Origin of the sequence: Nocardioides humilatus, assembly GCF_008373755.1 — a bacterium.
GTDB lineage: Bacteria > Actinomycetota > Actinomycetes > Propionibacteriales > Nocardioidaceae > Nocardioides > Nocardioides humilatus.
This window is the reverse complement of record NZ_VUJV01000080.1, coordinates 1-280: the sequence shown is the minus strand read 5'-3', so window position 1 is coordinate 280 and position 280 is coordinate 1. Positions and strand designations below refer to the sequence as shown.

Below are 280 nucleotides of genomic sequence, written 5' to 3'. Positions count from 1 at the left end.
CTGGCGTTCGTGACCGTGCCCGCGGCCTACGCCAACACCGGCATCAACTTCCCAGGACCCCTCAACGCCGACGAGCTCGGCAACGAGATGGGCCCGATGCCCGTCATCCGCGACGCCTACAACCACATCCCCGAAGGCAGCCCGCTCACGACCCCGAAGCTGGACGGCCACCGGATCGCGGCCGCGGCGACCACCGGGCCCGGCGACACGACGCTGCGCATCGAGCCGATGACCTTCGGGATGATCTCGCCGGCCGCGGTGCCGGCCGGGACCAGCTTCC

The 280-nt window shown here is 71.4% G+C and carries 1 protein-coding gene; it reads left to right on the top strand.

Annotated elements, in window-relative coordinates:
- On the top strand, positions 1-280 hold a 280-nt coding region (locus F0U44_RS23195; RefSeq protein WP_223163816.1), incomplete at both ends, for a hypothetical protein.